Genomic DNA, 26,121 nt, shown 5'->3' with positions numbered 1-26,121 from the left:
GATGACCGGGGTTCGATCAACCACCGTTCCGCTCACCGACGAGGAAAAAGCGGTGATGCGCGACGGACGGTTTCGGTCCGGAACTGAAACTGACGAAGCGGACGTCGACGAGATCCTGTACGGCTGAGGTCGCCCAGAAAGCCCAGCCAAATCGGACGAGCGGTCCGCACAACGCCACGTCACTCACGACGCCCGGACGAGTGGTTCGTACCACTCACGGTTGTCCTCGTACCACGCGACGAACTGCGAGACGCCCTCGCGGATGGTCGTAGTCGGCTCGTAACCGATCAGGTCCCGCGCTTTCGACACGTCGGCGTGGGTGTGTCTGGCGTCTCCCTCCTTGGCGTCGTCGTAGACGGGATCGACGGCCGCGCCGGTCTCCGCGATCACGCGGTCGGCGAGTTCCCGAATCGTGATGGTGCCGGTCGAGCCGACGTTCAGGACGTGGCCGTCTGCGGCGTCAGTGTCGAGAAGGCGGAGGTTCGCCCGGACCACGTCGTCGACGTACGTGAAGTCCCGCGTCTGCTCCCCGTCGCCGTAGATCACCGGCGGCCGCCCGTCGAGACAGCGGCTGGTGAAGTTCGTGATCGCCATGTTCGGACGCATGCGCGGGCCGTAGACCGTGAAGTAGCGCAGCGAGACCGTGGGGAGGTCGTGCAACTCGGTGAAAACCCGGCAGTAGTGTTCCGCGGTGAGTTTGGTGACCCCGTAGGGACTGCGTGGCGTGGTGGGGTGGTCCTCGTCGTAGGGCAAGTACTCGTCGTGGCCGTAGACCGACGAGGACGAGGCGTTGACGAAGCGGGTGACGTCGTGGTCGTCGGCCGCCTCGAGGAGCGTGAGCAGGCCGGTCGTGTTGATCTCGTGGGGCTTGTGCGGGTCCTCGACGCTCGTGCGGACGCCGGCCTGGGCCGCCTCGTGGTAGACGAACTCGACGTTGTACTCCTCGAAAACCGATTCGACGAGGGATCGATCCGTGATGGAACCGGTTACGGTGTAAAACCGATGGAGTGCGATCCGCTCGCATTCCTCCAGATTGTGTCGCTTGATGGCCGGATCGTAGTACGGGTCGAGCGAGTCGAGCACGACGACGTGGTGGCCGGCCTCGAGCAACGCCTGTGCGATGTGCGACCCGATGAATCCCGCGCCGCCGGTGACGAGAACGTTCATTGTTGCTGTCGATCGGGGCCCGGCACGACCGCCGGTTCAGCCATCGGACGCCGACGACGCTCGTAACGGTTCGGGTCGTATGCGTGCCGTACACGTCGGATACGGGGAGCTTACACCCGAGAACCGCGGCGGTGTTGGGCCACGACGAGCTCGCGATTCGGCGGTTGCGATCGACTTCCGGGCGTATATGTCGGTCGCACCGGAATTCGGGACCGATGCCAGCCCGCTTGATTTCCGTGCTGCGGAGCGTGGCCGCGGCGGTCTCGCTCATCGGGTTCGTGATCGCGTTCGTGGCCGCCCGATCGGCGGCTGCGACGCCACGGCTCGTCCTCGCAGCGGCCGCCATCGGCGCGATTTCCCTCTGCGCCGCGGTCGGCCCGCGGGGCCTTCTCTGGCTGGTCGGCCTCGACGTCGATCGCAAAAACCGGGGCGAGAATTACCGAAACGGCGGAGGCGAGGGCGACCGACACGGCGGGGGCAAGAACGACGAGGGTGATCGATCCGACGAATCGGCGTGGTGGCCGACCCGGTTCGAACCGACCGTTGACGAAGTGTGGGATCGCCAGGCCGATTACGCGCTGGCGGTCGGCCTCGCCGTCGTCGGCGTCGGTGCGCTCGCGCTGTTCGCCATCGAACCCGGCGACGAGATTCCCACACATCTGCTCGTCCTCGCCCTAATCTGTCTCAACGGGTCGCTCTTCGCGCTCGCGGGCGCCGCGATGAACGAGTGACGTGCGGGTCCAAAACGGAATCGTCGAAGAATTCGATCCGCAATCGGCGTCAGCCTACGACAGCGTCTCGATGTTCGCGACGACTTCGTCGGCGAACTCGCTGGTGGCGAGCTTCTCGGCGTCTTCCAGGTTGCGTTCGAGGTCGTAGGTGACCTTGCCAGAGGAGATGGTCTCCTCGACGGCGTCGCGGACGAGGTCGGCGGCGTCGGTCCAGCCGAGGTACTCGAGCATCATGCGACCCGAGAGGATCATCGCAGTCGGGTTGACCTTGTCCTGGCCCTCGTACTTGGGCGCGGAGCCGTGGACGGGCTCGGCGAGACAGCGGGCGTCGCCGAAGTTGGCGCCGGGCGCGATGCCGAGCCCGCCGATCTGGGCGCCCGCGGCGTCGGACATGTAGTCGCCGTTCAGGTTCATCGTCGCGATGACGTCGTAGTTGTCCGTGCGGGTCAGCAGCTGCTGGAGCATGTTGTCCGCGATGCGGTCGTTGACGACGACGGCGTCGTCGGGTTGCTCACCGTCGCGCTCCTCCCAGAGGGTGTCCTCGGTGATGACCTCGTCGCCGTACTCCTCCTCGGCGACCTCGTAGCCCCAGTCGCGGAACTGGCCCTCGGTGAACTTCATGATGTTGCCCTTGTGGACCAGCGTGACCGAGTCGCGGTCGTGTTCGAGGGCGTAGTCGATGGCGCGGCGGATCAGCCGCTTGGAGCCGAACTCCGTGATCGGCTTGACGCCGATGCCGACGGGGCCGTCGTGGATGACGTCGTCGTGGCCCATCTCGTCCTCGACGAACGACTTGACCCGCTCGACCTCGTCGGTGCCTTCCTCCCACTCGATGCCGGCGTAGACGTCCTCCGTGTTCTCGCGGAAGGTGACCATGTCCATCTGCTCGGGCGCTTTGACCGGCGAGGGGACGCCGTCGAGGTGGTATGTCGGGCGGACGTTCGCGTAGAGGTCGAGCAGTTTTCGCAGGCCGACGTTCAGCGAGCGGAAACCGGCGCCGACGGGCGTCGTCAGCGGCCCCTTGATCGCCACGCGGTGTTCCTTGATCGCCTCGACGGTCTCGTCCGGCAAGTTTTCGTCGTACTTCTCGCGGGCGGACTCGCCGGCGTAGACGCGCATCCAGTTGATCTCCCGGCCGGTCGCGTCGGCGGCGGCCTCGAGCACTTGCTGGGCGGCCGGACCGACGTCTTTCCCGACGCCGTCGCCGTAGATGATCGGAATGATCGGGTCGTCGGGGACCTCGAGTTCGTCGTCAGTCCCGTCTTTCAGCGTGATCTTCGTCCCGGATTCGGGGACCTCGATCTTGTCGTAACTCATCTCGTTCGTAGTTCCCGCCGTCTCGCGTAAAAACACATCCATTTCCGCGCGTTGCCGTCGTCGAGAGCGAGGAACGCGATCGTCGCGGCGTTCCGGGTTGACCCGCGGCCGGACGTCGCCCTCGAGTGGTTCGCTCGGGCCCTGGAGTCTCGATTCTACGGCGCGTCCCCGTCAGAGCGTCGGTCTTCGCCCGGCCGGTCCGGGAGCGCTGCGGCGTCCCGTCTGGCTGTTTTCATGAACATCTCGTGGGCGTCGAGCGGGTTCTCGTCCTCGGTGGAGACGGGCTCGTACGTCCCGTCGGTGCCCAGCACCCACCGGTTGCGTTCGTCGGCCAGGAGCGTCTCCAGGATGGCGTCGAGCCGGCGCCGTAACGAGGGATCGTCGACCGGTGCCAGCGTCTCGATCCGGTCGTCCAGGTTCCGTTGCATCCAGTCGGCCGAGCCGACGTAGTACCGTCCGCTCCCGCCGTCGCGCGCGTGTACGATCCGGGAATGCTCGAGGAAGCGACCGACGATGCTGTGGACGGTGATCCGGTCGCTGACGCCGTCGATCCCGGGGCGGAGCCGACAGATATCCCGCACGATGAGATCGATCTCCACGCCGGCCATCGACGCCCGATAGAGTTCCCGGATCAGTTCGGGATCCTCGAGCCGGTTCACTTTGACGATCAGGCGAGCGTCCTCGCCGTTGCGTGCGTGTTCCGCCTCCGTGCGGATCAGTTCGCCCAGCCGATCTCGCAACTCGACCGGTGCGACGAGGAGCGTCTCGTACTCGCCGTGGAGCGACTGGCCCGTGTAGTAATTGAACAGGGCCACGAGGTCGCGTCCGATCGCCGGGTCGGCGGTCAGCAGCCCGAGATCCTCGTAGCCCTTCGCCGTCTCGGAGTGGTAATTCCCGGTGCCGACGTGGGAGTACAGCCCGACGCCGTCGGTTTCCTCGCGGACGACCAGCGCGGTCTTGCTGTGGGTCTTGTAGTCGATGGTGCCGTAGGCGACGTGGATGCCCTCGGCCTCGAGGCGCTCGACCCACTCCAGGTTGTTCGCCTCGTCGAACCTGGCCGCGAGTTCGACCATGACGGCGACCTGCGTGCCGTTGCGAGCGGCCGTGATCAGGCTCTCGATCACCCGCGATTCGCTCGCCGTCCGGTAGATCGCCGCCTTGATCGCGAGGACGTCCGGGTCCGTCGCCGCCCGTTCGAGGAACCGACAGACCGTCCCCTCGAAGGAGTGGTACGGATGGTGGACGAGAATGTCGTTCGCCCTGATCGCGTCGAAGACCGTTCGCGCGTCGTCGCGAGCGGCCGCTGCCAGGCGGGGATGGGGCTGGGGCGTCCACTCCGGCGCGTCGAGGTCGGGGCGATCCAGCGAGGCGATCCGGTGGAAGTCGCGGTACTCCAGGGGACCGGGAAGGGAGAACACCTGGCGATCCGCCAGGTCGAGTTCCCGCGTGAGGGTGTCGACGATCGCGTCCGCGGCGTCGGGTTCGATCTCCAGGCGGACGACGTTCCCGAAGCGACGCCGTTCGAGGACGGACTCGGTCGCTTCGATCATGTCGTCGGCCTCGTCGGCCCGGCGAACTTCGGCGTTTCTCGTCACGCGGAACAGGGCGGTGTCGACGATCTCGACGGCCGGGAACAGGCGATCGAGGTTCGCTCGGACGACGTCCTCCAGGAGGACGTACCGCGAGCCCGGTTCGACCGTGACGAAGCGGGCGCGATTGCGCGGGATCTTCACGCGGGAGAACGTGACGTCGTCCGTCCCCTCGCGCCGGGTGAGGACGGCCAGTGAGAGACTCTGATTCGAGATGAAGGGAAACGGGTGTGCCGGGTCGAACGTCAACGGGGTCAGGGTCGGCAGGATCGACGCTTCGAACGTCGATCGGACCGCCTCAGCCTCCGTCGGCGAGAGGTCCTCGTAATCGAGAATCTCGATGCCGTTGGCCTCGAGCGCCGGGCGCAACAGCTCGCAATAACACCGCGCCTGGCTCGCGAGGAGGTCGCCCGCCGCCTCGAGCGCGTCCGCGAGACGCCCGTCCGGGGTGGAGCCCGTCGGCGAACCACTCCCCGAAGCGGTCCGCGAGCGTCGGTCGAGACCGCCGATCCGCTTGCGGAAGAACTCGTCCAGGTTGGCCGTCAGGATGGCCAGGAACCGGACCCGTTCGAGGAGCGGATTCGTCTCGTCGCGCGCCTCCGCGAGGACGCGTCGCTGGAAGGCGAGTTCGCTCAACTCCCGGTCGAAATAGTAGGCGGGATCGTCGAGGTCGACGCGCTCCGGAGGAGCACCGTCGTGTGCCGGTCGGTCGGCCGAATCGGGCCGGGCACTGGCGATGTCGTCGGCCATCGAGCGGAACCGAAACGTCTCCCCGTCGGGGTCCGTGTCGGTCGGGCCGCCGTCCGCGCCCGCTTCGGAACGTACCTCCTCGGACTGGCCCTCGCTCTCGGCGCCGGTCGAACGCCGGCCATTGGCCCTCCCGTCGTCGCCGTCCACGCCAGCGTCGCTCGGCGGGGCGGGTGGCTCCGATCTCGCGGCGCGGGCGTCGGGTTCCGATCGTTCGGTTGCCGATTCCTCGGGTTCAGCCTGATCGGTCGACTCCCCGTCTCGCATTCGCCTCACCTCACGTCGACCCCCCGCTCGAGACGACCTTCGTCGCCGGTCGATCCCGGTGGGCCCGCCCGTCGACGGTCACGAAGCGATCGCCCTTGAGATCGTAGGCGGTCAGCTGGCCGCCGTACACGCAGCCCGTATCGAGCCCGACGACCCACTCGTCCTCGATCGGGGCCGAAAGGACGGTGTGACCGAAGAAGACCCGCGGCGGGCCGTCGTATCGGTCGAACCAGAACGGGCCGTCGTAGCCGTCCCCGGTCGGCGCACGCATCGTCAACAACTCCTCGCGAGAGTGGGCACCGAGTTCGCGGTCGGGATCGAGACCACCGTGGACGATCAGGCCGCCCTCCCATCGGATCACGTCCGGAAGCGTCTCGAGAAAGCGGCGATCGAGGGGATCGACGGTAGGGCAGGAGACGTCACCATCTAGCAATTTCTGCTCGTTGTTTCCGCGAACGGCGAGCATGTTCTCGCGTCGTCGAACGAGGCCGACGACGCCGCCACCGTCGGGTCCCTTCCTGACGAGGTCGCCGACGAAGACGACGAGGTCGTCAGCATCGACGGCCAGTTTCGCCAGGAGGCTATCGAGCACCTCGCGACAGCCGTGTACGTCGCCGATCACGTACACGTCGTTCCACGCGTCGGGATCGATCCGGCGCTGGACGAACGGGTCACCCCCGTCATCGGTCGAAGCGATAGTCAGCACGCGCCGGAGTTCTTTCAACAGCTGTTTTATCTTTTATATTATTGATACCGATAGCTATTGTACGGTCGGTCCGGTTCGACCCGCTCTATAGGAATATATACCGGTACCGAGCGAGAGGCGCCGCACCGTCCGGCCCGGGCAGGCAGTTCGGACTCGCAGACCCTTCGGCCGGGCCAGCGGCCACCGCGATGTCCGAGTGCCGAACCCATCCCGACCAGCGCCGTCCGACCCACCTCGAAGGCGGGAAAGCCTAACGGACGACCGCCAGCGTCGATAGCCACGGTCGCGAGCAGCCCCGATGGACTCCGTTGGAAGCGGGCTCCGCTCCTCACGAGACGAATATCACGCCCGCGTTCCAGCCGGTCACCATCGCGCCGACGACGGCGATCGCCAGCGGAATCGCCACCCTGGCCGGGGACGCGAGGACGTACCAGACGAGATAGAAGAGCGCGATTGTCACCGTTTTTGCGAGGAACAGCCCGGCGGTTCCGAACGAGGCGACCATCGGTCCGACCACGGGCCCGACCTCGGTGGCGCCGACCGTCCACAGGCCGATCGCCGTGGTGAGACCATCACCGACGCCGTAAAGCGAGATCGCGAGCAGCCACAGCGCCCGCTCGCGATCGCCAAGCCACGAGAGTCCCGGTTCTATTCCCACAGTACTCGGTCGATCTCAGGGGACGAGCAGTAAAATACCACCGACCGAGAACAGGAGCGAACACACCAGCACGAAGAGGAAGTCGACGAACGGCGAGACGTACGCCGCCGACTCGACCGGTTCGGCATCCCGTTCGCCGGTTATCGTCGGTGTCGACGGCATGCGTACGTGATTGGACGGACATCGCGTAAGCGTAGCGTCGATATCGAGTATCGAAACGCCCGGAAGAGATATATGCAAGCAGCGGTCCCCGCCGGGCAGCGGCCCGATACAGGTTCGAACTCCGTGATCCTCATAGGGCCCGTCGGCCCGACACCGGGTCGAATCACCCGCGCAATATGCGTCACATCGGATCGGGAAAGATTATCCTCCGGGGGTCGCAGTGTTCGGGCATGCACGTCATCGTCCACGGCGGTGCCGGCGGGAGCCCCGACGAACCGGACGCGAGACAGGCCGTACTCGACGACGCGGCGACTACGGGCGCGGCGACCGGGACGCCGATCGAGGCCGTCGAAGCGGCCGTCCGCGTGCTCGAATCCTCGCCGCGATTCAACGCCGGCGTCGGCGGCGCCGTCCAGAGCGACGGCGTCGTGCGGACCGACGCGGGCGTGATGACCGACGACCGAGCGGTCGGAGCCGCCTGCTCGATGCCGGGCGTCGAGCACGCGGTCAGCGTCGCACGGCTCGTGATGGAAGAGACGCCCCACGGCTTCGTCTCCGGCGAGCACGCCGTCTCGCTCGCCGAGGCGTTCGGCGTCGAGACGGACGTCGATCTCCGGACGGAGCGCACGCGCGAGAAGTGGGCGGATCTCGACGCGCCGGACGGCGACCCCCGCGAGCACCTCGAGTGGATTCGCGAGCGCTACGGTCGATCAGATCCCGACGGTCGCGACGCGGGTGAGGGAGAGGCGACACGTCGGGCGGACGGCAGCGATCACGCGGGTTCGGCCGCGCCGGGCGTCGGCGACGAGCGCGATCACGACACCGTCGGCGCCGTCGCCCGCGAGGGCGATCGCATCGCGGCGGCGACCTCGACCGGCGGACGGTGGCTCGCGCTCGCGGGTCGCGTCGGCGACGTCCCGCAGGTGGGGTCGGGCTTTTACTGCTGTCCCGCCGCGGGCGTCAGCGCGACGGGCGCCGGCGAGGACATCGCGCGCGTCACCCTCTCGCGTCGCGTGGCCCGTCACGTCGAACGCGGGCTCGACGCCGACGCGGCGACGACGCTGGCAATGGCGGAGTTCGCCGAACTGACCGGCTCCAGCGCCGGCGTCATCGCCATCGACGCCGACGGCAACGCCGGGTCGGCGTTCAACAGCGACGAGATGCAGACCGCGATCGCCCGGGACCGAACGACCGACGCTGGTCGCCGAAACTGAGTGATCCCTCCGGTCGCCCGAGACCGAGGGACCACGCAGGTCGTTCGAGGGAGATCGCCACGGCGATCACTCGGACCGTGATCTTCAGGGCTCCGGATCGTCGGCCGCCGGGAGCGTGAACGAGAACGTCGTTCCCTCGCCGGGTTCCGAGTCGACGGTGAGTTGGCCGCCGTGGCGCTCGACGATGCGTCGGCAGAGCGCCAGCCCGATACCCGAGCCGTGATGTTCCTCGTGCGTGTGGAGGCGCTCGAACACCCGAAAGATCCGCTCCTGTGCGTCGGGATCGATGCCGATCCCGTCGTCGGTCACCGCGATCTCCCACCGGCTCCCGGTTCGGCGGCAGGATATCTCGATCCCGGGCGGGCCGTCGCCGCTGTACTCGATGGCGTTGTCGAGCAGGTTCTGGAACACCTGACGGAGTTGACTGGCGTCGCCCTCGACGGTCGGCAGCGGGTCGGCCGAGATCTCGGCGCCGGTCTCCGCGATGCGCCGTTCGAGGTCTCTCCGGACGTCCTCGAGGACGGCGTCGAGGTCGACCGCCGCCATCGGATCGCCCCGCGTTTCGACCCTGGAGTACGCGAGCAGTCCCTCGATCATGGCCTTCATCCGCTCGGCGCCGTCGACGGCGTAGTCGATGAACTCGGCAGCGTCCTCGTCGAGGTCGTCGGCGTAGCGACGCTCGAGCAGGTCGAGGTAACTCGTGACCATTCGCAGCGGCTCCCGGAGGTCGTGGCTGGCGGCGTAGGCGAACTGTTCGAGTCGCTCGTTCGACGCGGCGAGGCGCGCTTCGTACTCGTGCCGGTCGGTGATATCCGAGTGGGCGACGACGACGTACCGATCTCCGTCGTGTGTGAACGGCGTCGCGCGCAGCAGGAACCACCGTCTCGCGTCCGGACCGTGACAGGGGTACTCGAGTTCGACGTGCTCGCGCTCGCCCGCGAGGAGCTCGCGAAGCCCCGCCGCGGCCGCTCGCCCGGTTTCCGACGTCGAGGCTTCGGTGACCTCGAGGTAGTTGATCCCCACCGTATCCGGCTGGAGGTCGATCTCGTTGTCCGCGCCGAATTCCTGCCACGCCCGGTTCGTATAGAGGATCGTCCCCTCGTGGTCGAGGATCGCCATGTTGATCGGGAGGGTGTCGACGGCCGCCGGGAGGAGGTCCGGCGCGTCGGGAGCGGTCATGGACGAGGAAGGCAGCCGGACGCCAAAAGTGCTGTTCCCGACCCCCGGTTCCGGTCCCCGCCGTGCTCGCTCCGGCGGGTCCCTCCACGACACAAGCTCCGATCCGTCGCCGGTTACCGCACGAGCGCGGCGGCGCTCAGGCGCCGCATGTCGAGGGCGCGTCGCAGAACGATCGAGGCGAGCCAGAGGGCCGCCGCGACGGCGGCGAACCGGAGCGCGAACGTCTGGCCGACCTGGAACCGGAAGGGAACCGAGAGCAGAAAGTACCAGGTGAGGACGGTGAAGCCGGCGACGATCAGGTGCGGGAGCGCCCAGTGTTCGTCGATCGCCTCCGACTCGCCGCCCGCTCGGTCCGTCGCAGCGGTTCCAGCTGCAGCGAGCGCAGACCGACAGTCGGCACAGAGGTGATGGGCGTCGGCTCCCTCGAAGAGCGAGGCGATGGACTCGCCACCTATCGCACTCGCCTCCGACCGGGAGGACAGCGTCCGATCCAGGTTCGCTCCCTCCAGTTCGACGAGGACCGTTCCGTCGTCAGTTCTGGGCGCACCGCAGCTGTCACACCGGCGTTCCGCTCCATCGTCCGGCGCCCCCGTTCGGTTGCTCATGACCGCTCACTGGTAGGGATTCGGCCGATGGTGATCCTTGGGCTTGCACCTCCCGGTAACGCCCCGTTAGAACGAACTGACGGTAGCCCGCGTTCACGCGTCGGACCGACCGAGCGGGGAGAGGGGAGTGACGGGCGCTTCGAAGCGACGGTGTCCCGCTCGGACCGAACCGCCGCGAGCGCTGACCCGGTCGGCCGAACCCGCCGCGGATCTGTAGGTCACATGCCGGCGTTAGGCGCGCGTAACGGCCTTCTGGGGCGCATCCGCGCGCCGGTTCGCGTAGGCGTTGTAGGCGCTGAGCGCAGCGACGACCACGCCGGCGATCATCGTGCTGTTCGATAACGCGCCGCTTCCCATCTCGATGAGGAACGGCGAAACGACGATCCACAGTCCGAGGAGCACGGCGAGCGACGCCGCTCCGACGCTCGCGAGGCGGTCTCTGGTCATCCGGTAGAAGTTGTAGCCGGCGAGCAGGAAGATGCCCGTGCCGACGAGCGTGTTGTTCCAGTAGGCCGCGTCGGTCGCTTCGTACACGAACGGCGAGGCGACGATCCACAGCCCCACGATCGCCGCGAGCGCGCTCACCCACTGCATCACGTCCGTGTTCAACCCGTCTCGATCGGTGTCTCGGCTGCGTCCGGTTCGTTCGTCCGCCGGTGGTGACGACCCGTTCATAGCGCCGGTTCGTACGGAAACCCCGTCGAAAACCACACTGCTTGCAACGGCCGAGTGGGGCGGGGAAACGCCTGCTTGTACAGGTGGACGGTTCGGGCGCGAATCCCGCCGGTCGATCAAGAAGCAATTACCACGCTATGCTGCGTTCGAGGGCTCGACGGCGAAACCGGGCGAAGTTGTATCGCGTGAGGACGACCGAGAACCCGAGCAAGACGATCGCGAACGGTACGGAGACCAGGGGAGAGAGACCGTTGACGAAGCTATTTCCGAGTTGTGCGATCGAGAGAACGAGCGGAACGATCGTGTACAGCGCGTGCTCGAACGGCCGGGCGCGAAACATATCGACGGGGGTGAGCGACGTATCTGTCTCCATTACCGGATCGTAATCACACGTTGGCCGCGAGTGGTACTTACGTTTTTTCCGCGCTCCGGCCGAGAGTCGATCGGGCTGATACGTCGGTCGGACGGAGACGCCGATCGCGGGCGGCGGTGCCGGCCGCGGATTTATTCTGCTGGCGTGCGTACGTCGCTCCGATGACCCGCACCGTCGAACTCGACGACGAGCTGGCCGAGCGCATGGAGAGCTACCTCGAGGCCGACGAGACCATGGAGGAGTTCATCGCGGAACTCGTCGCGATCTACGAGCAGGAAGGTCGCTTCCTCCAGGAGAGTGTCTGACGTGACCGCGTCCAATCCGGTGCTCACCGTCGCCCAGCAGGAGGGCGACCTCCGCGTCACCAGCGCCGCGTTCGCCGACGGCGAGTCGATCCCGGACGCCTGCAGCTACGACGGGGAGAACGTCAACCCGGCGCTGGAACTCAGCGGCGTCCCCTACGAGGCGGCCTCGCTCGCCATCGTCGTCGACGATCCGGACGCGGTCGAACCCGCCGGGAAGATCTGGATCCACTGGCTGGTCTGGAACGTCGATCCCGCGATGGACGCCGTTCCGCGCGCGTGGGATCCGAACGACGCCGTCGAGGGCGAGAACGACTTCGGCGAGATCGGCTACGGCGGGCCGAAACCACCGGACGGCGAACACCTGTATCGCTTCAAGGTGTACGCGCTCGACACCGAACTCGACCTCGAAGAGGGCGCGTCGGCCGCGGAACTCGGGGACGCCATCGACGACCACGTCCTCGCCCAGACGCAGGTGACCGGGACGTACGCGCCGTAGAAGGAGACGCGGGCCGGGACGGGGCCGGTGGAAAGGAAGAATCGATTACTCACTCGCCAGCAGTGCACGGATCTCGTCGCCGTCGCGACAGGGCTCGGGGAACACGTCCGCGTCGAAGACGCCCGTCGCGCGGGTCACCCCCGGGTGATCGAGTCGCTCGCGTTCGACGTGGAGCGAGCCGCCCGTGCGGTGTCCGACGAACTGGACGACCGGGAGCGGAACCGAGTGGCCTGCTGCGTACTGGAACTGACAGCGAGTCGTGTAGTGGACGTCCGTCAGCGCGACGTCGACCCCGATCTCCTCGCGGGCCTCCGTCCGGGCGGCCTCGGCGGGCGTCTGGTCTCGTTCGACGACGCCGCCCGGCGGCTCCCAGTAGCCACCCGGGTTGAAGACGAGGACCGTTTCCTCGCGGGCCTCCGTGTAGTAGACGACGACCGACGCGACGCCGGCGATGCGATCGAGCTGCGCGCCGGCCGTCTCGGGCGGTTCGTCGGGGTCGAAGGGGCGAGGGCCGAGTTCGAACGGCTCCCCCGTCCGGTCCGTTCCCCACTCCGCCTGGATCCCTTCGATGATCCGGTCGGTCCGCGCCGCGACTCGGTCCCGAACCCGCTCCCATCCGTCGGTCATGACTGGGACCTCCGTGCAGCCACGGCCCCCGGAGAGCGCCCGGACGATCCGGTTCGAGCAATCGCCGCTCGCACGGTCGCGTCGCCACCGGGAGCGCCCCTCCCTCGCATCGGATCGTCGGACCCGTCCGGTTCGCCCACCGTTCGACGGCAGCTCGTCGGGCGTGTGGATGGAGCAGATCGAGTCCGAATTCGGGAACCGAGGGTGGATCGTCCGTCGGCCATACCCGGAGATTCCCGTCGCTGCAATTCAATCTACCGTCGAACCGGTCGTGACAGACCGTAGCTGACCCAGATTTGGGCCCACACTCGAATCACGTCGCGCCGTCCGGAGGGGAGACCGGGGAGACTATGCCCGGCGAGACAAATCGGGCCCGCATGACCTGGGAGTTGGCTCGAGCCGACGACGATCGAGTCGAGCTCGAACACGACGCCGGCCGCCGGCTCACGGCGACCGTCGAGACGCGCGGAGCGGAGCGGAGCGTCTGGTCGATCACCGTCGAAGACGATCCCGCGGGCGAGCGCCTCGGCCACCACCGCTGGGAGGTTCGGAACGAGGAACACCTCTGGGCCACGCTCGACGCGGTCACCTACCGGTACGATCCGGATTTACCGGAACAACGCGCCGCCCGGTCCTGACGGGGCGGACGGGCGCCGAGTAATTGCCGGGGGACGATCGGAGACACCGAAGGCGGCGACGAACGGGAGCGGACGGAGGCGCAGCGATCGCCACGTTGCCGGCCCTCGGTGCGGCGGCAAGCTGCACCAGTGGCGGCTCGCCGTGGTGGTCACGACTGAAAACGGTAGCTCCGCGGCGGGTTCAGGGTGACCCGTCCGCGAAAGCGGATTCCGGCGAGTCGCCGACAGGGGTTCGACGGGTGTCGTTCGCCGGACAGGGGCCGACGCCCAGGGGGGCAAGGGAATGGGAATGCGGCCTGGGACGTTGCGGCCAAGGCGTAATCGGTGGTAATAACGAATAAATGTTTGTCAGACGTGCGTCTGACGCTCGGCACCGGCGCCGACAGGGCGACCACCAGCGTCGACGGGGCGACGATCTCGCACTCCGCCGCCGCGACCGGTCAATCGCCCGGCACCGGCGGTCCGACCTCGCGTTCGACGACGCCCTCCGTCCAGGTGCCCCGGAGGACCCAGACGCCGGTGACGATGGCCGAGGCGACGAACGAAACGGCGACGGCGTACCAGACGCCGACGACGCCCATCTCGAACCCGAGGACCGCCACGAGCGCGATGGGAATGCGCCAGACCCACAGCTCCTGGACCGACAGGACCATCGCGGCCGTGGTCGACCCGCTGCCCCGGAGCCCGCCGAGCATGATCTGGAAGACCCCGAGGAAGACGTAGGAGGGGCCGGCGATGACGACGTACGCCGCCGCGTACTCGATCACCAGGTCCGCGTTCGGCGTCCCGGATTCGATGAAGATGCCCGCGATGGCCTCGGCGTGGGGATACGCCGCGGCGACGACGAGAACGAAGACGCCCGTGATAACCATCGAGCTCAGCTTCACGGCGCGCTTCGCGCGATCGACCTGGTCGGCGCCGAGGTTCTGTCCGACGACGGTCTCCGTCCCGCGGGCGAGCCCGAGCGCGGGCATGAACAGCAACGACGAGAGCCGCGTGACGATCCCGTAGGCCGCGACGGCCTCGGTACCCGCGATGGCGATCACGGCCGTCAGCACCGTGATGCCGAACGCCCGCAGGCCCTGCTCGGTCGCGATCGGCGCGCCGATGTCGAGGATCTTGCGCACGGTCCGGCGTTTCAGTCGCAGGTCGGAGAGCGAGGGATCGAGCCCGACCCGCCCCGAAAAGAGCAGGGAGAGTCCGATCACGGCCGCGACGCCCCGGGAGAAGATCGTCGCGACCGCCGCGCCGTCGACGCCCCAGCCCGTAAAGCCGGTCGCCGCGTACAGCGTCGATTCGAGTTCGGTCAGTCCCAGCCAGGAAAACAGCGGGTTCCCCTCGAAGCCGAGGATGAGGATCGGGTCGATGACCACGTTGAGCGCGACGCTGACGACCATCAGGTACAGCGGCGTCCTGGTGTCGCCCCAGCCGCGCGAGAGCGCGTCGAAGATGAAGAACCAGAACATGAAGGCGATCCCGACGAACATGATTCGCGTGTAGCCGACGGCGAAGCCGTACGCGTCGCCGCCCGGGTCCGCGCCCACCATCCGCATGAGCCACGGCGTCAGCAGGTAGCCGACCGCGGCGAACGCCACCGCGACGATCGTCACGAACGAGAGCGTCTGCCCGGCGACGTGACTCGCCCGCGCCGTGTTGCCCGCGCCCTTGTGCTGGGCGATGAGGACCGTCCCTGCGACGGTGAGTCCACCCCCGACGCTGATCATCAGGAAGACGACGGCCCACGAGTACGACAGCGCCGCGATCGCGTCGCCGCCCAGCCGACCGACCCAGAACGTGTCCGCGAGGTTGTAGCCGACGTTGAGAACCTGCGAAGCCACGATCGGCGCCGAGAGCACGAGCAGCGGTTTGAAGAGTTCGCCGTCGGTGACGTTGACCGATCGGTCCGTCCGGGAACTCATTCGGCCTCCGTTTGGGCGGTGGACTCGTCGTCCCTCCCGTCGAGGTCCTCGACGGCTCCGACGAGTCGTTCGTCCGGCGGGATCGAGACGGCCGGCTCCGTCGGGTACGCCGTCCGGGGTGCCAGCACGTCCGCGATCAGGTGGTCGACGATCGCGTCGCGAACGGACTCGCCGTAGGCGTCCCGGCCGAGCGTCAATCGGCGCGTCCGCGCGCCGTCGACCGCCGAGAGCAGCAGGTCGGCGACGGACTCGGCGTCGTGGTCGCGGAAGGCCCCGCTCTCCATCCCGTCCGCGAGAATTTCGACGAGGGCGTCCCGCAATCGGTCGTCGCTCTCGCGAAGTTTCGCGCGGACGCCTTCGTCGTACGGCGCCTGCGCGCGCAGCTCGAGCATCGCGGTGTGATACTCGGTCTCGTCGGTTCGCGAGGAAGCGAATCCCCACTCGACGAACGCCGCCAGACGCTCGACGGGCGGCGCGGACCGGGTCGGTTCGATGCGCTCGTCGAACCCCTGGAGGAGGTACTCGATGAACGCACGCACCAGATCGGCCTTCGACTCGTAGTGGTAGAAGAGGGCGGCCTTGCTCCGATCCGTTCGGTCGGCGATGGCCTGCGTCGTGAGCTCGGTGTAGCCCTCGTCGCAGAGCGCCTCGTACGTCGCGCGCATGATCGCGTCCCGGGCGTCGGCTGTCACTGACTGACCGGTAAGTCAGTGGCGGTGAAAGAGGTTTCGATTCGAAATACCCCGTCGCGCCGGTGAACCGTCCGCTACGCCTCCGGAGACCGGTGCGTTCCCGGCCGTGTGAGATCCGCCAGCGCAGATCGGGCATCGGCGCGGCAGGGTTCCGGCAGGCAGTCGAGGACCGCATCGAGGTGACGGTCGATCGCCGCCGGGGTGCCGACCGTCGACGCGTCGAGGATCGACGCCTCGCGAAGGCGTGCGAACCCCAGCTCGGAACCGAATCGGGTGGCGGTTCGCTCCAGCTCGTCCACGCGGTCGTCGTCGACCCCGGCCAACAGGCCGGCGATCGAGCCGGCGCATCCCACGAGGGCACCCAGCCGGGAGTCGAGTCGCTGGACGAGCTCCGAGCCGTCGGAGTCGAAGGACGCGTCGGCGAGGATCCCGCGAGCCTCCTGCGTCCGTCTGCAGCCGTCGGTTAGGGCCGACAGACACGAGTTGCGGGTCGAAGCCGGGACGTCCAGCGCCGTCAGTCGTTCGAACGCCACCGAGAGGAGTGCGTCGCCCCGGAGGATCGCGCGCGTCGGATCGGACTCGGCGTCCGAGTCGCCGAGCCGGAGCGAGGTACGGCGATGGACCGCGACGTGGCCGGCGGCCAGTTCGACCGCCACCGCGGCCGGAACGGCCGATTCGACCTCGATGCGATCGTCGCCGAACGCCTCGACGGCGGCGAGACACACGCGACCGCGAGCCAGGCCGTCGGCCGGACCCCGGTGAGGGCGGCGAACGTCGGTTCGGCGGGCCGAACCGTCGGCTTCGATCCACGACGGAACCGCGTCTGCCAGCGCGTCGAGCAGCAGGGATCGGCCGGTTGGCGCTCGTCCGGTCATGATAGCTCGTCGACGGCCGATCGATTCCCGACTGACCGAACCGCGATCGACTGACCATCGGGTCAGCGCACGCATAAACCTGGTGACCGCTTCCCGCGGCGGGACCGATCGGGTCCGATCACTCGGTCGGGCAGTCTCCTCGCTCGATCCCGGAATCGGGGCGAGGTTCCGACGAGAGTGACAGTCGGCCCGGGGCACCGACACGCGTCGTCGGTTGGGCACCCCCGGACGATCGCGTCCACGGTGAGAGGGGTGACGCGGCCGGTTTCCCGTCACGCCGATTCCGCCGGCGATCGCCGCCGGATCGACCGCGCGACGTCGCTCACTCCGCCCGTCGCAGGCCGTCGACGACGGCCGCTCGCGTATCGAAGCCGAACCCGATCGCCTCGCAGTCCAGACACGACCAGCCGTACTCGCCGTCGAGGCCGCGAATCGAGACCAGCCCGCGACAGGCCGGACAGCGCGTCTCGCGACGACGGTCGGCGACTCGATCGAGGACATCCGCAACAGTCCGCCGTGGCATGTTTCTGGATGGCGGGGAAGCGCCGGTATATGCTTTGTCGTCCGGTCCGGTGGACCTGGTCGGGTCGCAATCTGGTTGGACGGAAATCCGTTCGCGCGGTTCGAGCGACCGAGCCCGGGTCCGGTCGCAGCATCGGCCCGCCGATGCCGGCGGGGTCAGCGTGCTTAGCGAAATCCGCCCGTGTGCGGGGCGCTCGTCGACCGAGCGGACTGGCGCCCGTCGCCGGCGAGTCCGTCGAGATCGAGATCCCCGAACTCGTCGGGACGGACGCCCTCGGTGGCGTAGAGGTAGAGCGTCGTCTTGATGACGCCCTGGAGGGTTTGGCTCACGAGGAACGCGAGCAGCGCGCCGGTCAGGATCGCTCCAGCCGTGAGAATCGGGCTGATTCCGGAGAGTGCGATACCGAGGAGGACGAACGGCAGGGCGATCACCAGGCCGACGAGCTGAACCGCGACGAGGCTGATCGGCGTCTCGCCCCAGAGCTCCTTGAACGTGTGCGAGCTCTCTTTGAACATTCCCGTCGTCGTGGTGTCCTCGAAGACGATGACCGGGACGACGAAGAACGTAAGGAGCGTCCAGGCGGCGCCGAAGAGCGTCCCGACGAGTCGAGCCACGCGCGAATCCGAGTTCTCGATGGCGTTGATGAGGACGCCGACGGTGGCGCTGATGAACGACCAGATCAGGAGCGGCTTCCACACCGCTTTCGCGGCCTCGATCCCGCGCCCGAGCGACGGCTCCTTCCCCGCGAGGACCTCGCGGGTTTCGTGGACGAGCCCGGCCGCGAAGAACGACGAGACGAACGTCAGCGTGAGGTAGGTGAGCCCCAGGAGGACCAGCGCCGGGCCCTGCGCGCTCACGCCGACGACGCCGAAGGTGACGCCGAGGAACAACGCGAGGAACGCGAACCCCGTAATTCCGCTCACCAGCGGAAAGACCGCCAGTCCGGGGTTGTGTCGAACCACCAGCAGCGCGTCCTTCGAGAGGGCGAGTCCGGTTTTGAGTCTGCCGAATAGCGCCATATCCGCTTCGATTGCCCACAGATGTATTAATACGTTACTACTTCTACCGCAAATTTTCCGGCGAGACCGTGGTCGGGCTAGACCGAGAAGGACGCGCTCGCCGTACAGTCTCGATCCGTGGCGGTGAGTTCCGCCGTCGCCGTGTACGAGCCCGGGTCGGGGTCGGCCCACTCGACCTCGAACCGTCGCGTCTCGCCCGGATCGAAGCGTTCCTCGCCGAGAACCTGCGGGAAGAGTCTCTCCTCCGTAAAGCGCCAGACCTCCGCGTCGTCGTCCTCGACGGCGACGTCGACGCGACAACCGTCGCTGAACTGTGCCGTGATCGGTTCGTCGCTCGCGTTCGTGACGGCCAGTGCGAACGAGACGCCGTGCCCGTCCGTCGTCACGTCGAGGGTTCCATCGAGTCCCATACCGTCGGTTCGTATCCAGCGGTGCTAATTCTTTCCCCAGGGAGACCGGAAACGACTCGCGGTCGAGGCTCGATCGGACGAACGTCACACCTTTGGCGACGCTGCGCGAAGGTACCGTCGTGCAGATAGTCGGGTACGAACCGACGGCTCGCGGTCCCGCGCTGCTCGTCCGCGAGGGCGAACCCGGGAGCGGCGCCGCCGGCGAGGCGGGCGTCGACCGCCGACCGCTCGAACCCGGCGATCAACTGGAACTGCCGCTCGGCCGGCGCCACTGCGCGGGATCGATCGACCGCGAGACGGGTCGCCACGTTCCGTGCGACCGGCCGGGGACGCCCTACTGCGAGGCCCACGCCTCGACGTGGGTGTGCGCCCGCTGTACCGGGACCTGCCTGAAAGACGAGATGGACTGCTTCGAACCCCACGCCGTCTACATCGCGGCCTTCGCCCCCGACACCGTCAAGGTCGGCGTCACCCGCCTCGACCGCCTCGACACCCGGCTGCGCGAGCAGGGTGCCGATCGAGGCGCCCACGTCCACACCGTCTCGAACGGCCGGATCGCGCGGGAGCTCGAGGCCGAGATCGCGACCGAACTGGTCGATCGCGTCCGGATCGATCGCAAGATCGACGGCCTCGCGGCGGCGGTCGACGAAGCCCGCTGGGAGTCCGTCCTCGCGGAGTTCGACGTCATCGATCGGTGGACGTTCGACTACGGCGTCGACCTCGATCGACGCCCCGTCGTCGAGACGATCGCGACGGGTCGGATCGTCGGCTGCAAGGGCCGGCTGCTGGTGCTCGAACGCGGGGGAACGACCTACGCCGTCGACCTGCGCGAACTGGTAGGCCACCGCGTTCGGACGGACACCACGGATCGACACCTGCAATCGTCGCTCGGGTCCTTCGGCGGTGCGTGACGCCGCATTCGACGACACCGACGACCGGTTCGGACGGATCGGCGTGGGCGCGAACGATTAGCTCGCGGGCGGGCTATCGGTCCCGCTATAACAATCCTTTTCCGGCCCGCGAGTGAACCGCGACGCATGGCAGACGATACCCCCGAAGACGAGGCGGACACCGGCGAATCGGCCGACGACGGCGAGGAGAAGTCCTTCCGCGAGCGCGTCGAGGAGATCCGCGAGAAGCGCGAGCAGGAGGGCGAGGGTGCCCCCGAAGAGAGCCCGTTCGGCGGAGGCGGCGGCCCCGGCATGGGCGGCGGCGGAATGGGCGGTGGCGGCAATCCCTTCGCGCAGATGATGGGCGGCATGATGGGCGGCGGACCGGGCGGTCCCGGTGGCGGCGGCCAGAGCGCGGAGGGCGGGAACGAGGAACTCGTCCGCGAGGTCAGACAGCTGCGCGACGAGGTTCGCGACCAGACCCGCCAGCTCCAGCGCATCGCCGACGCGCTCGAAGACGACTGACGCGTCCGGCGCGATCGATTCCGTCTCGTCGCCCCCGACGCGACGTCGGCGAACCGTCCGGCTCGCCAGCAACCGAACCGGTCGATCCTGCGATTCGTGGTCCCTTGCCGATATCGATCGACCGACCAGTCACTCCTCGGATTGCTGCTGCCGTCGACGGAGCCGGTCGGCAAGCGATCGGCGGTCGACCAGTCGATCGGCCAGCCAGAGGCTGATCGCGGCGAGGACGACGCCGCCCGCGACGTCGATCGCCCAGTGAATCCCGAGGTACATCGTGGCGACGGCGATACACCCGCTCCCGAGCGCGCCGAGGTACCACCAGGCGGGATAGCACTCGCGAGTCCAGTAAGCCACGACGGCGACCGTCACCGACAGGGAGACGTGCAGCGACGGAAAGACGTTGGTGTTGCGGTTCACCTCGGCCGTGAGTAACTGGTACTGCGGATAGACGTCGTAGAGGAGACTCTCCGCGGCGAAGTTGCGCGGCCCGTAGGCGATGACGAAGACGTACACCAGCGGCCCGAGGGTGTAATTGATCGTGTACGCGGTCAGGAGGACGCGAAGCGGGCGCGTGTCGGCGAGCAGGAGGTACGCGACGACGGGAAAGACCAGCAAGAACGCGTAGCCGTAGACGTAGACGTACGAGAAAACGGCCGTCAGCGCGGGCGTCCGAAACGACTGGATCCACGGCACCAACCCGCCTTCGAGCTGATAGAACGTCCAGGTGAGTTCCCACCCGACGATCCAGGAAAGCCCGGCCATGTGCTGTCGGACGATCCCGTTGGCGACGAGAACGAGACCGAGGACGAGCGCGATCGGCGCCGCGTCTCGCAGCCGGGCGAGCAACTCGCGACGAGTCCGGGCGAGCTGGCTCCGGGAGAACAGGACGCTGCCGACGAGCGCGATCAGTCCGACGACGACGAGCACCAGATTCGTCAGGACGGACCGTAACATCTGCGTGAAAGTGACCCACGATCGTGCCAGTTCGTCGGACTCGCCCGGGCAGTTCGTCGGACCGTCGAGCGTCAGCCGTCCGACCCGCGGCGTGAGCCGGCGGGCCCGGACGGTCGAGCCCGGATTCGAGCGACTCACCGTTCGATTCGGCCGACCGACGCGGCGGTCGAAGCGACGCGAGTTTCGAACGGGTTCGACGGGCGCCGTCTTCAACCTTCGTGCGCGTCGCAGGACCTGCGAACCGCTCGATCGCCGGCCGAGAACCGTCTCGACGGCGGAGCGCATTTCGAACGCCGCGTGCCCGAAGCGATCGGCCGCTCAGTTTCTGGTCAGCAGCGAGCCGTCCTCGTCGTAGCGATAGCCGATGTTGTCGAACGCTCGCCTGACCGCGTCGGTATCGAGTTCGCCGTCGCGACCCAGAAACGGGGTCACCGGATCGCGCCCGCGCCAGCGAAGCGCGCTCGGTACCCACTCGGGGGAAAGCGGCGAGACGATCGGCGTCGCGTGGCCGTCGAAGACGGCGTCGACGAGGTGGGCTTTATCGACCAGCGAGGCGATCACCTGCCGGAAGTTCGGATTGCCCAGCGGCCCACTTCTGGCGTTGTACCCGATGCAGTAACACCAGCGCGCCTCGGTTTCGAGTATCGACGCCGGCGGGTCGGGAGCGAGTCCGTCGACGAGACGCGGCTCGATCATCGAGAGGGTGACGTCGGCCAGTCCCGACCGGACGGCCTCGGCCGCGTTCGAGCTATTGGAGACGACCTCGAACCGGAGCGTCTCGATCGTCGGCGTCGGCAGGGTCGGCGCCGACCGCGAGAAGTGCTCGTCGTTTCGAGCGAGCGTGAGTAACTCGCCGTCGGTCCGATCCTCGAACCGGTAGCAGCCGCTGCCGACCGGCGGCACGTTGTCGGTGACGACGCCCTCGGTGATCGAGGGCGTTTCGATGCCCGGCAGCGACGCCTCCTCGGTTCGGTCCGCCCAGACGTGTTCGGGGAAGATCGGGACGGTAAGGGCGCTCTCGGCGGCTTCGATCCCGCCAGCCGCCACGAGTTCGAGCGCCACAGCACCGCTCGCCTCGACCGATTCGATCGCCGAGGCGCGCCCGCGATAGATCGGCGCAGGGGCCGGCACCTCGGCCGACCCGAGCGCCATGTCCTCGAGGAAGTCGTGAGTGAACACCACGTCGCTCGCCGTCACCGGTTCGCCGTCGTGCCAGGTGGCGTCTCGTAGGGTGACCGTGGCGACGGAGCCGTCCCACTCCCAGTCCTCGGCGAGCCACGGGACGTACCCGTCTCCGTCGCGGGCCGCGAGCGAATCGTAGAGCAAGTCGATGACCAGTCCCCCATCGCGGTACTCGATCGAGAACGGGTTGAGGTTCTGGGTCACGCGCGGATCGGTGAGGAGCCCGCGAAGCGTGGTGACGTCGGCCTCTGGTTCCAGCGCGGCGAAGAACAGTCGATCCGTGAGCGGATGTCGGTCCCAGCCGGTGAAGCGATCGGCATTGACCAGGCGGTGCTCGGTCGGTCGGCAGAGCGGCGTCAGGGGCTGTTCGTTCGCCAGGGTAAACAGCCCGTCCGTGACCGCCTGGACGCGCGCGGTGTCGGTCGCCGATCGCTGGGCCTCGAGTTGTTCGTCGAACCGGAGATTCGTCAGCCCGAAGGGGTTCTGCCAGCCCGATTCTTCGGCGTAGCGCGAGTGGAAGGACTCGTAGAGGTACTCCGGATCGATGCCCGTCGGATAGGGACCGACGAACGTGTCGAACTCGTGATTGAGCAGGATCTCCCGACGGTACTCGACGGGAGAGAGAATCGCGACTTCGACGTCGATTCCCGCGACCGACAGGGCCGATTCGAACGTTTTCGCGAGTGCGTTGGCCGGCGGATCGGCGTCCTCCGGAAGCGTCGCGATCGAGAGCGAGAGCGATCGATCCGGTTCGCGCCGGACGATGTTTCGAACCTCGCGAACGCACCCGCTCGTCGCGGCGAGCGTCCCGACGGCTGCCGTTTGGAGGGCGGACCGACGGGAAACCGTCGGTCCGTCGGCGTGCGATGTCATGGCGGCGATGGGTAGGCTTCGAGAGTGGACCTATAACAGTATTGCCTTCTGTGCGCGCCCGCCGGCGTCGCACGGGCCATGCCGCGCCGGGCGCACCCGTCGCGGGCGCGGACCGGCCGACGGGATCGGCCCGCGTTACCCGCCCCCAAAACGCCGGAAGCGACGATTCACGCGATCACCGATCCGTTTCGAGAGGCGATCCACGCGTAACCAGACGGGGTCGAAGAATCGATCGACGTCGAATCGACCGACCAGTCGATCCGCGAGGGCGACGCTGCCCCAGGCCAGGACGAGCCCGGCGACGACGTCGATCGCCCAGTGAATCCCGAGGTACATCGTCGCGATCCAGACGTTGACCGCGATGAAGGCCGCGATCGGCGTCCAGCGCGGGAACCGATCGTGCGTCCGGACCGCGTAGAGCAGCACCGTCGCGGAGAGCGAGGTGTGCAGCGACGGGAAGACGTTGGTGTAGGTGTTGACCTCGGCCGTCAGCAACTGGTACGACGGCCGGAAGTCGAAGAGCATCCACCGGACGTCCTCGCCGATGTACTGACGCGGGCCGAACGCGTGGACCACGACGTAGAGGACGGCCCCGATCGTATAGTTCAGCGTGTACGACGCCAGCAGGCCGCGAATCGTGCGCGTGTCCGAGAGGACGAAGTACATGATGACGGGAAACGCGAGCAAGAACACGTACGCGTAGATGTAGATGTACGAGTAGAAGGCCGCAGTCCACTCGTTCCCGATCGACTGGAAGAGGAGGATGAATCGCCCCTCGATGTCGTAAAAGAGCCCGCCGAGCCGGAGTCCGTACTGGCTCGAGATGTCGACGAGCGCCTGCCGGGAGATCTTGTTGATCGACAACACCGTCGCCAGGGTGAGCCCGATCGGCGTGATCGCCCGCACCGTTTCGCGCCACGTCGAGAGCCCGTCTCGAAACCGATCGATGCCGATGACGCTCACGACCCCCACCAGCATTGCCAGGAGGAGGACGACGCTCAACCGGGTCAGGATCGAGACGAGCATCAGTCGTTCACCACGAGCCTACCATCCTCGTCGTACTTGAAGCCTGCCTCCCTGAACCGATCGCGCGCGGCCTCGACGTCCAGCTCGCCGCTATCGCCGGCGAACGGGACCGTCCGGTCCGGGGCGGACCGCCCGGCGAGTTCGTCCTCGAACGCGTCCGACCGCGGCGCGGTGATCGGCCGGGCGTTGCCCTCGAAGACGTCCGCGACCAGCCACTCGCGGTCGATCAGGCTGGCGATCGCCCGGCGGAGGTTCGTGTTCGAAAACGGTTCGTGCCTGAGGTTGAACCCGACGTGGTAGAACCCGCTGGAATTCGTCTCGACCAGCCTCGCCCCGTCGAGGTCCGCCGGGTCGGGGATGGCGTGCGATTCGAGCGGCGAGACCGTCACCGACGCTTCGCCGGTTTCGACCATCGCGATCGCCGACGAGCTGTTCGCCGCCGGCAGGAAGCGAAGGGTTTCGGCGGTCGGCGCGGGCAGGTCGACCGACTCGCGCAGCGTGAAGTGCTCGTCGTTCCGGACGAGGGACAGTTCCTCGCGCTCGACGAGTTCCTCGACGGCGTAGGGGCCACTGCCGACCCGCTCGTCCCGCGCCGAGAGGAGGGCGTCGCGGAGCCAGGGTTCGGTCGTCGCCGTCTCTTCGTCGAGCTCCTCGACGAGGGGCTCCCAGATGTGGCGAGGCAGGATCGGGATCGTCAACCCGTCACCGACGGGGTCGGTGGTCCGGTCGAACCGGAACGCGACGGTCTCGTCGTCGATCACTTCGACGGCCTCGATCAGCGACCGTTCTCGGCGGAATCGCGGCGACGGGACCGGCGACTCCGCCCGCCCGAGCGAGAGATCCGCGATCAGGTCGTACGTGAAGACGACGTCGTCTGCGGTGAGCGCCTCATCGTCGTGAAAGTGACAGTCCTCCCTGAGCGTGACCGTGGCGCTCGTCTCGTCCATCGTCCAGTCGGTCGCGAGCCAGGGCGTCAACGAGCCGTCGACGTACCGAGCGATCGAATCGTAGAGGAGGTTGACGACCGCCCCGCGCCGGCGGAAGAACACGGCGAGCGGATTGACGTTCTGCGTCGCCCGGGCGTCCAGGAGGAGGCCGGTCATGTCGGCGGTCGACCCGACTTGCTCGAGACCCAGGTAGCCCAGGCTAGAGTTCAGCCGGTCCGGTCGCCAGCCCCCGAAGTGTTGATCGGTCACCACGCGATGCTGCGACGGCTCGCAGATCGGAACGAAGGGCTTCGTCTCGACCAGCGTTTCGAGGACGGCCACGAGCGTCTCCGCTCGCCGTTCGCCCGCCTCTCGACGCTGCGCCTCGAGGTGATCGTCGAGCTGGATGTTCGTCAGCCCGAAGGGATTCTGCCAGCCCGGATCGTTGATGAACTGCGAGTGACACAGCATGTAGAGGTAATCGAGCGTTCGATCACCCGGGAAGTATCCCACGTACATGTCGAAGTCGTTCTCCATCAAGATCGCGCGGTAGAACTCGTGAGTCATCCGCAGATCGAACGAGACGTCGATCCCGACGGCGTTCAGCTTCGCCTCGAGGTCGGTAAAGATCCCGTTTACTTGCCGATCGTCGTCGTCGGGGACCGCGGTGATCGTCACCGAGAGCTGGTCGGTCGAGTCCGGGTCGACGCGGTTCAACAGCGCGCCACAGCCGGCGAGGCCGAGCCCGCCGGCGGCGACGCCTGCCGTCAGGTACTCCCGTCGCGACAGTCCGGCCCGGTCCCTCCTCCCCGTCATCGGTCTCTATGGCCAACGGGGAACTCCAGCGTATA

General features: G+C 67.6%; 29 protein-coding genes. 8 read left to right on the top strand and 21 right to left on the bottom strand.

The window, feature by feature from the left end:
* Position 1 precedes the first annotated feature (1 nt).
* On the top strand, positions 2-127 hold the full coding sequence (locus MXA07_RS18175; RefSeq protein ID WP_282102546.1) for a hypothetical protein: 126 nt from the start codon (positions 2-4) through the stop codon (positions 125-127).
* Positions 128-183: 56 nt separating this feature from the next.
* On the opposite strand, the gene MXA07_RS07825 is transcribed toward MXA07_RS18175, so the two are convergent.
* Positions 184-1,167 carry an SDR family oxidoreductase gene (locus tag MXA07_RS07825; protein WP_247731483.1) on the bottom strand — a complete coding sequence of 328 codons (984 nt, stop codon included), beginning with the start codon at positions 1,165-1,167 and terminating at the stop codon, positions 184-186.
* Between the two features lie 215 nt (positions 1,168-1,382).
* Between MXA07_RS07825 and MXA07_RS07820 the strand changes: the two genes are divergently transcribed.
* The gene (locus tag MXA07_RS07820) at positions 1,383-1,898 is read left to right on the top strand and encodes a hypothetical protein (protein WP_247731482.1); all 516 of its coding nucleotides are present in this window, start codon (positions 1,383-1,385) and stop codon (positions 1,896-1,898) included.
* Positions 1,899-1,952: 54 nt separating this feature from the next.
* On the opposite strand, the gene icd is transcribed toward MXA07_RS07820, so the two are convergent.
* From icd to MXA07_RS07795, 5 genes are all read right to left on the bottom strand, one after another.
* Positions 1,953-3,215, bottom strand: a complete 1,263-nt coding sequence (gene icd / locus MXA07_RS07815) for an isocitrate dehydrogenase (NADP(+)) (protein WP_247731481.1) — start codon at positions 3,213-3,215, stop codon at positions 1,953-1,955.
* A gap of 155 nt (positions 3,216-3,370) precedes the next feature.
* Positions 3,371-5,818 (bottom strand): polyphosphate kinase 1, encoded by a 2,448-nt coding sequence (ppk1, locus tag MXA07_RS07810; RefSeq protein ID WP_247731480.1) that lies wholly within the window; start codon positions 5,816-5,818, stop codon positions 3,371-3,373.
* Between the two features lie 10 nt (positions 5,819-5,828).
* Entirely contained in the window at positions 5,829-6,524 is a 696-nt protein-coding gene (locus tag MXA07_RS07805; protein WP_247731479.1) for a metallophosphoesterase family protein, read from the bottom strand.
* Positions 6,525-6,852: 328 nt separating this feature from the next.
* The gene (locus MXA07_RS07800; RefSeq protein WP_247731478.1) at positions 6,853-7,182 is read right to left on the bottom strand and encodes a DUF5658 family protein; all 330 of its coding nucleotides are present in this window, start codon (positions 7,180-7,182) and stop codon (positions 6,853-6,855) included.
* Positions 7,183-7,197: 15 nt separating this feature from the next.
* Positions 7,198-7,344, bottom strand: coding sequence for a hypothetical protein (locus tag MXA07_RS07795; protein WP_247731477.1), 147 nt, complete (start codon positions 7,342-7,344; stop codon positions 7,198-7,200).
* Between the two features lie 230 nt (positions 7,345-7,574).
* Between MXA07_RS07795 and MXA07_RS07790 the strand changes: the two genes are divergently transcribed.
* Positions 7,575-8,558, top strand: a complete 984-nt coding sequence (locus MXA07_RS07790; protein ID WP_247731476.1) for an isoaspartyl peptidase/L-asparaginase — start codon at positions 7,575-7,577, stop codon at positions 8,556-8,558.
* A gap of 84 nt (positions 8,559-8,642) precedes the next feature.
* On the opposite strand, the gene MXA07_RS07785 is transcribed toward MXA07_RS07790, so the two are convergent.
* From MXA07_RS07785 to MXA07_RS07770, 4 genes are all read right to left on the bottom strand, one after another.
* A complete protein-coding gene (locus MXA07_RS07785; protein ID WP_247731475.1) occupies positions 8,643-9,737 on the bottom strand; it encodes a sensor histidine kinase in 1,095 nt (364 codons plus the stop codon).
* A 113-nt stretch (positions 9,738-9,850) separates the two neighbouring features.
* Positions 9,851-10,342 carry a hypothetical protein gene (locus tag MXA07_RS07780; protein WP_247731474.1) on the bottom strand — a complete coding sequence of 164 codons (492 nt, stop codon included), beginning with the start codon at positions 10,340-10,342 and terminating at the stop codon, positions 9,851-9,853.
* Positions 10,343-10,573: 231 nt separating this feature from the next.
* A complete protein-coding gene (locus MXA07_RS07775; protein ID WP_247731473.1) occupies positions 10,574-11,017 on the bottom strand; it encodes an SPW repeat domain-containing protein in 444 nt (147 codons plus the stop codon).
* Between the two features lie 127 nt (positions 11,018-11,144).
* Entirely contained in the window at positions 11,145-11,390 is a 246-nt protein-coding gene (locus MXA07_RS07770) for a hypothetical protein (RefSeq protein ID WP_247731472.1), read from the bottom strand.
* Between the two features lie 161 nt (positions 11,391-11,551).
* Between MXA07_RS07770 and MXA07_RS07765 the strand changes: the two genes are divergently transcribed.
* Both MXA07_RS07765 and MXA07_RS07760 read left to right on the top strand, forming a co-directional pair.
* Complete coding sequence (locus tag MXA07_RS07765) at positions 11,552-11,695, top strand: DUF7557 family protein (protein WP_247731471.1); 144 nt, start codon at positions 11,552-11,554, stop codon at positions 11,693-11,695.
* Positions 11,688-12,191, top strand: coding sequence for a YbhB/YbcL family Raf kinase inhibitor-like protein (locus MXA07_RS07760; RefSeq protein ID WP_247731470.1), 504 nt, complete (start codon positions 11,688-11,690; stop codon positions 12,189-12,191). The genes MXA07_RS07765 and MXA07_RS07760 overlap by 8 nt, the downstream gene beginning before the upstream one ends.
* A 45-nt stretch (positions 12,192-12,236) precedes the next feature.
* Here the strand turns inward: MXA07_RS07760 and MXA07_RS07755 are convergent, their stop codons facing one another.
* Positions 12,237-12,818: an NUDIX hydrolase gene (locus MXA07_RS07755; RefSeq protein ID WP_247731469.1), complete on the bottom strand. Its 582-nt coding sequence runs from the start codon at positions 12,816-12,818 to the stop codon at positions 12,237-12,239.
* A 377-nt stretch (positions 12,819-13,195) separates the two neighbouring features.
* Here MXA07_RS07755 and MXA07_RS07750 point away from each other — a divergent pair, with 377 nt between their 5' ends.
* Positions 13,196-13,456 (top strand): hypothetical protein, encoded by a 261-nt coding sequence (locus tag MXA07_RS07750; RefSeq protein ID WP_247731468.1) that lies wholly within the window; start codon positions 13,196-13,198, stop codon positions 13,454-13,456.
* A gap of 440 nt (positions 13,457-13,896) precedes the next feature.
* Here the strand turns inward: MXA07_RS07750 and MXA07_RS07745 are convergent, their stop codons facing one another.
* The 6 genes from MXA07_RS07745 to MXA07_RS07720 all read right to left on the bottom strand — a co-directional run bounded on the left by MXA07_RS07745 (position 13,897) and on the right by MXA07_RS07720 (position 18,894).
* Complete coding sequence (locus tag MXA07_RS07745; RefSeq protein WP_247731467.1) at positions 13,897-15,375, bottom strand: MATE family efflux transporter; 1,479 nt, start codon at positions 15,373-15,375, stop codon at positions 13,897-13,899.
* Positions 15,372-16,067, bottom strand: coding sequence for a TetR/AcrR family transcriptional regulator (locus MXA07_RS07740; RefSeq protein WP_247731466.1), 696 nt, complete (start codon positions 16,065-16,067; stop codon positions 15,372-15,374). Before MXA07_RS07740 ends, MXA07_RS07745 begins: the two co-directional genes overlap by 4 nt.
* Before the next feature lie 74 nt (positions 16,068-16,141).
* A complete protein-coding gene (locus MXA07_RS07735; protein ID WP_247731465.1) occupies positions 16,142-16,942 on the bottom strand; it encodes a polyprenyl synthetase family protein in 801 nt (266 codons plus the stop codon).
* 322 nt (positions 16,943-17,264) lie between these two features.
* Positions 17,265-17,465, bottom strand: a complete 201-nt coding sequence (locus MXA07_RS07730) for a hypothetical protein (RefSeq protein ID WP_247731464.1) — start codon at positions 17,463-17,465, stop codon at positions 17,265-17,267.
* A gap of 164 nt (positions 17,466-17,629) precedes the next feature.
* Entirely contained in the window at positions 17,630-18,484 is an 855-nt protein-coding gene (locus MXA07_RS07725) for a DUF6159 family protein (RefSeq protein ID WP_247731463.1), read from the bottom strand.
* Between the two features lie 77 nt (positions 18,485-18,561).
* Positions 18,562-18,894, bottom strand: a complete 333-nt coding sequence (locus tag MXA07_RS07720; protein WP_247731462.1) for a BsuPI-related putative proteinase inhibitor — start codon at positions 18,892-18,894, stop codon at positions 18,562-18,564.
* Positions 18,895-19,013: 119 nt separating this feature from the next.
* Between MXA07_RS07720 and MXA07_RS07715 the strand changes: the two genes are divergently transcribed.
* Both MXA07_RS07715 and MXA07_RS07710 read left to right on the top strand, forming a co-directional pair.
* Entirely contained in the window at positions 19,014-19,805 is a 792-nt protein-coding gene (locus MXA07_RS07715) for a DUF2797 domain-containing protein (protein WP_247731461.1), read from the top strand.
* Positions 19,806-19,931: 126 nt separating this feature from the next.
* Positions 19,932-20,309: a hypothetical protein gene (locus MXA07_RS07710; protein ID WP_247731460.1), complete on the top strand. Its 378-nt coding sequence runs from the start codon at positions 19,932-19,934 to the stop codon at positions 20,307-20,309.
* Between the two features lie 129 nt (positions 20,310-20,438).
* On the opposite strand, the gene MXA07_RS07705 is transcribed toward MXA07_RS07710, so the two are convergent.
* From MXA07_RS07705 to MXA07_RS07690, 4 genes are all read right to left on the bottom strand, one after another.
* Positions 20,439-21,548: a phosphatase PAP2 family protein gene (locus tag MXA07_RS07705; RefSeq protein WP_247731459.1), complete on the bottom strand. Its 1,110-nt coding sequence runs from the start codon at positions 21,546-21,548 to the stop codon at positions 20,439-20,441.
* A 33-nt stretch (positions 21,549-21,581) separates the two neighbouring features.
* The gene (locus MXA07_RS07700; RefSeq protein WP_247731458.1) at positions 21,582-23,318 is read right to left on the bottom strand and encodes an ABC transporter substrate-binding protein; all 1,737 of its coding nucleotides are present in this window, start codon (positions 23,316-23,318) and stop codon (positions 21,582-21,584) included.
* Positions 23,319-23,453: 135 nt separating this feature from the next.
* Positions 23,454-24,344 carry a phosphatase PAP2 family protein gene (locus MXA07_RS07695; protein WP_247731457.1) on the bottom strand — a complete coding sequence of 297 codons (891 nt, stop codon included), beginning with the start codon at positions 24,342-24,344 and terminating at the stop codon, positions 23,454-23,456.
* Positions 24,344-26,086, bottom strand: coding sequence for an ABC transporter substrate-binding protein (locus tag MXA07_RS07690; protein ID WP_247731456.1), 1,743 nt, complete (start codon positions 26,084-26,086; stop codon positions 24,344-24,346). The genes MXA07_RS07695 and MXA07_RS07690 overlap by 1 nt, the downstream gene beginning before the upstream one ends.
* Positions 26,087-26,121: the final 35 nt, after the last annotated feature.

The organism is Halovivax limisalsi, assembly GCF_023093535.1.
GTDB lineage: Archaea > Halobacteriota > Halobacteria > Halobacteriales > Natrialbaceae > Halovivax > Halovivax limisalsi.
The sequence above is the reverse complement of the archived record's forward strand: the minus strand, read 5'-3'. Positions and strand labels throughout refer to the sequence as shown.